Source organism: Streptomyces sp. LS1784 (assembly GCF_020103755.1).
In the GTDB taxonomy this organism is placed as follows: Bacteria; Actinomycetota; Actinomycetes; order Streptomycetales; family Streptomycetaceae; genus Kitasatospora.
Genome location: NZ_JAHSQD010000735.1, coordinates 1 through 3,454 on the forward strand (window position 1 = coordinate 1; position 3,454 = coordinate 3,454).

At 74.7% G+C, this 3,454-nt stretch carries 4 protein-coding genes and 1 pseudogene; 1 reads left to right on the forward strand and 4 read right to left on the reverse strand.

Translation table 11 applies throughout. The features are described from left to right. Nucleotides 1-394: hypothetical protein (locus KS423_RS41450; RefSeq protein ID WP_224284892.1), on the forward strand; the 394-nt coding region annotated here is incomplete at its 5' end. A gap of 401 nt (nt 395-795) precedes the next feature. Here the strand turns inward: KS423_RS41450 and KS423_RS41455 are convergent. From KS423_RS41455 to KS423_RS41470, 4 genes and pseudogenes are all read right to left on the reverse strand, one after another. After that, a complete protein-coding gene (locus KS423_RS41455) occupies nt 796-1,320 on the reverse strand; it encodes an ion channel (protein ID WP_224284893.1) in 525 nt (174 codons plus the stop codon). A gap of 52 nt (nt 1,321-1,372) precedes the next feature. Next, a complete protein-coding gene (locus tag KS423_RS41460) occupies nt 1,373-2,017 on the reverse strand; it encodes a response regulator transcription factor (RefSeq protein ID WP_224284894.1) in 645 nt (214 codons plus the stop codon). Further along, nucleotides 2,014-3,150 (reverse strand): histidine kinase, encoded by a 1,137-nt coding sequence (locus KS423_RS48270; protein WP_224284895.1) that lies wholly within the window; start codon nt 3,148-3,150, stop codon nt 2,014-2,016. Before KS423_RS48270 ends, KS423_RS41460 begins: the two co-directional genes overlap by 4 nt. Nucleotides 3,151-3,193: 43 nt before the next feature. Next, a pseudogene (locus KS423_RS41470) lies at nt 3,194-3,454 on the reverse strand (hypothetical protein); the annotation flags it as partial.

Sequence of the window (3,454 nt, forward strand, 5' to 3'; positions counted from 1 at the left end):
CCCGGCCGCGACGCCCACCCCGAAGGCCTCCGCGACCGCGACCTCGGCGGCGCCCACCACCCCCTCGGCGCCCCCGGCCTCCACCGCGGCCGTCCCGCGCAACCAGCCCGCCGCGCTGCAGATCCAGTCCTTCCGCCAGGCCGTCGCCCAGGCCCAGGTCAACAAGGAGCGGGACAAGCAGACGGACCTGCTGAAGATCCTCGACGCCACCGCCGCCCGCCTCAACGAGGGCAACCCGGACGACGCCGCGCAGGAGCTCAGGAACGCCCAGAAGGTGGTCCGGGACATGGGCAAGAAGCACGCCATCGACGTTCCGACCTACGCCAACTGGAACACCCGCCTCTCCGCCCTGTTCGCCACCCTGCACACCGCCGCCGACCTCCAGGACGACTGACAGGCCCGGTCGCCGCCTCCGCGGACGCGGATTCGTGCCCATTGCTGCCGGTGCGGGTTTCCACGAGGGATGCTTCCCGGTTTGTCCGGGACTGACCGGGTCGTAGCCGTCCGCGCCGATCCCCCTCCGTCCCGGGCGGGGGATCGGGGCGTTCCCGGCTCCGTGCGCGCCGCTCGAAGGCCGTGCTGACGGCCCGCGGTCGACACAGGTTTGTCCACAGGCTGTGGACAAGCCTGCCGAAGAACGGGGATGCCGGCCCGGCGACTCTGCCGGCGAAGTCGTCGCCGGCAGAGTCCCCGTTCGGCTTCCCGCTCCCGTCACACCGAGGTCGGCCCGGCACCGTGCCGGATCGTCCGGCCCGTCCGGTACGTGCCGTCCGCGTACCGCCCGCCGTGCCGGACTCAGTCCTGCTTGCGGATCCTGCGCTCGACGTTCCCGCGGATCGCCTGGGACGCGGTCCCGGCGGCCGCCGCGAGGAACACGAAGTTGTACCCGATCTGGAGCATCACCACGAGCCGCGCCGTCTGCCCCGCCGGCGTGATGTCCCCGTACCCCACCGTCGCCATCGTCACGATCGTGAAGTACAGCGCGTCCAGCCGGGTCTCCAGTCCGGCGAACTCCGCCTTGTGCGAGCCGAGCACGTAGTACGTCGCCGCGAAGATGGTCAGCGCCAGGAAGATCAGGAAGGCCAGCCAGACCACCGGCCGTTTGGCGGTGCCCCGCATCACTCCGATGATCTTGGCCAGCATCAGCCAGCTCATCCCGGCCAGTGCCCCCGCGAAGACCAGCCAGCTCAGCCGCGGCCGGCGCTCGCCAAACCATTCCAGTGGCAGCGTGAAGTACCCGGCCATCAACAGCGTGGACGCGCCCAGCAGCCAGAACCAGGCCCGCAGGTCGACGGGCGGCGGGGGCGGGTTCTCGGACATCCTGCCCAGCCTGCCCCGTACCCGGCCCCGTCCGCCCGTTCGCCTGCTCCGGTCAGGCGAGCCCGCGCTGGATGGCCAGCACCGCCAGCCGCACCCGGTTCGGGCTCCCCGTCTTGGTCATGAGGTTCGACAGGTGCGTCTTCACGGTCGTCACCCCCAGGTGCATCCGTCCGGCGATCTCGGCGTTCGACAGCCCGTCCGCGAGGTGCCGCAGCACCTCGCTCTCCCGACCCGTGAAGCGGACCTCCGGCACCGCCCGCCGCTCCGCCCCCGCCCAGTCCTCCGCCGCCCGGGCCACCACCCGCCGCAGCACCGCCGGGCTGTACGGGCTGTCGCCCGCTGCCGCCCGTCGGACGGCGTCCAGGACCGCTCCCGGCTCGACGTCCTTGGCGAGGAAGCCGCAGGCGCCGGCGGCCAGGGCGGGGTAGAGCCGGTCGTCGTCATCGAAGGTGGTCAGCACCACGACCCGGGCCGAGGGAAGACGGGACAGCAGCTGAGCCGTCGCCGCGATGCCGTCCGTCCCCGGCATGTGCAGGTCCATCAGCACCACGTCGGGCCGCAGCCGCACCGCGAGCTCGACCGCCCGGGAACCGTCCGCCGCCTCCCCGGCCACCGTCAGATCGTCCGTGGACTCGACCAGCATCCGCACCCCGGCCCGGACCAGCTGCTGGTCGTCGACGATCAGCACGCCGGTCATGCCGCCGCCCCCGTGCCCAGCGGCCAGGAGGCGGCCAGTCGCCAGCCGTCCGGCACCGGTCCGGCCTCGATGGTGCCGCCGACCAGCGCCACCCGCTCCCGCATCCCGAGCAGCCCGTGCCCGCCGCCCATGGACGCAGGCCCGGCCTGCCCGCGGGTGTTCTCCAGCTCCAGTGCCACGTTCCCGTCCTCCGTCGTCGCCCGCAGCCGGACGCGCGCGCCCGGGCCGGCGTGCTTCACCACGTTCGCCAGCCCCTCCTGGACCAGCCGCAGCACCGTCAGCCCGCCGATGGCGTCCAGTTCGGCGAGCCGGCCGCCGATCACCGCGTCGACCCGCAGTCCGGCCGCTCGCGACCGCTCCACCACCCCGGCGACGGCGGTGGGCAGGTCGGCGGTCTCGGCGAGCAGCGGGGCCAGCTGCCCGGCATCGGGCTCGCGCAGGGCGGTGAGCAGTCGGCGCAGGTCGGCGAGGGCGGTGGTGGCGCCGGCGTGCACGTCGTCCAGTACGGCGGTGAGCCGGGGGTCGGCGTCCGGCAGGACGTGCCGCGCGACGCCGACCCTCAGCACGGTGGAGGCCAGGTGGTGGGCGACCATGTCGTGCAGCTCGCGGGCGATCGCGGCGCGCTCGCCCATCCGGGCGCCCCACTCGGCGAGGTCCCGGCTGCGCTCGGCCTCCCGGGCCCGTTCCTCGGCCGCCTGCCGCACCCGTTCGGCGGCGCGGATGTAGCCGGCCAGCAGCACGGGCACGCCGCCGAGCAGCGCCGTCCGGTAGAGCGCGGCGGGTACGGACGGCCAGGCGTGCGCCAGTTCCGCGCAGAGCAGCGCGGCCCACAGCCCGGCGACCGGACGGCCCCACCGCCGTACGGCCAGTTCGAAGAAGGCCGCGGCCACGCCGACCTTGACCTCCACCTGCACGGCGTGCGCCACGGCCGGCACGGTCAGCGCGCACTGCCCGAGCGCCACCACGAGCGGCAGGCGACCGCCGAGCGCCGCGAGCAGCAGCGTCCCCACGGCGACCGCCCAGTCCGTCGCCGTCAGAGCCTGCGGACGGCCCGCCAGCAGCAGGTACCCCAGCCCGGAGCCGATCAGCGCGGGCCGCAGCAGCCGCGAGCCCCTCCACGTCGTTCCCCACACCCTGCCGACCCTAGGGCGGCCCCGGGCCCCGCGTGATCGTCCCTCAGGCCGAGACCGGGGCTCCTCCTTCCGGCCGCTCCGTCGGCCCCGGCTCGTCCAGCAGCTCCAGCACCGCCAGCACGGCGACCAGCCCGAGTGCCAGACAGAGCGTCACCAGCACCGTCGGGTAGTTCCACAGCACGAAGGCCAGCGCCGCGAGCGCGACCGCCAGCCAGCCCAGCGCGGCCTTCCAGCGGTGGACGAACCGGCCGACCGGCCCGAGCCGCAGCCCGGCCCGTTCGGCCACCCGCCGCACCGCGCCCAG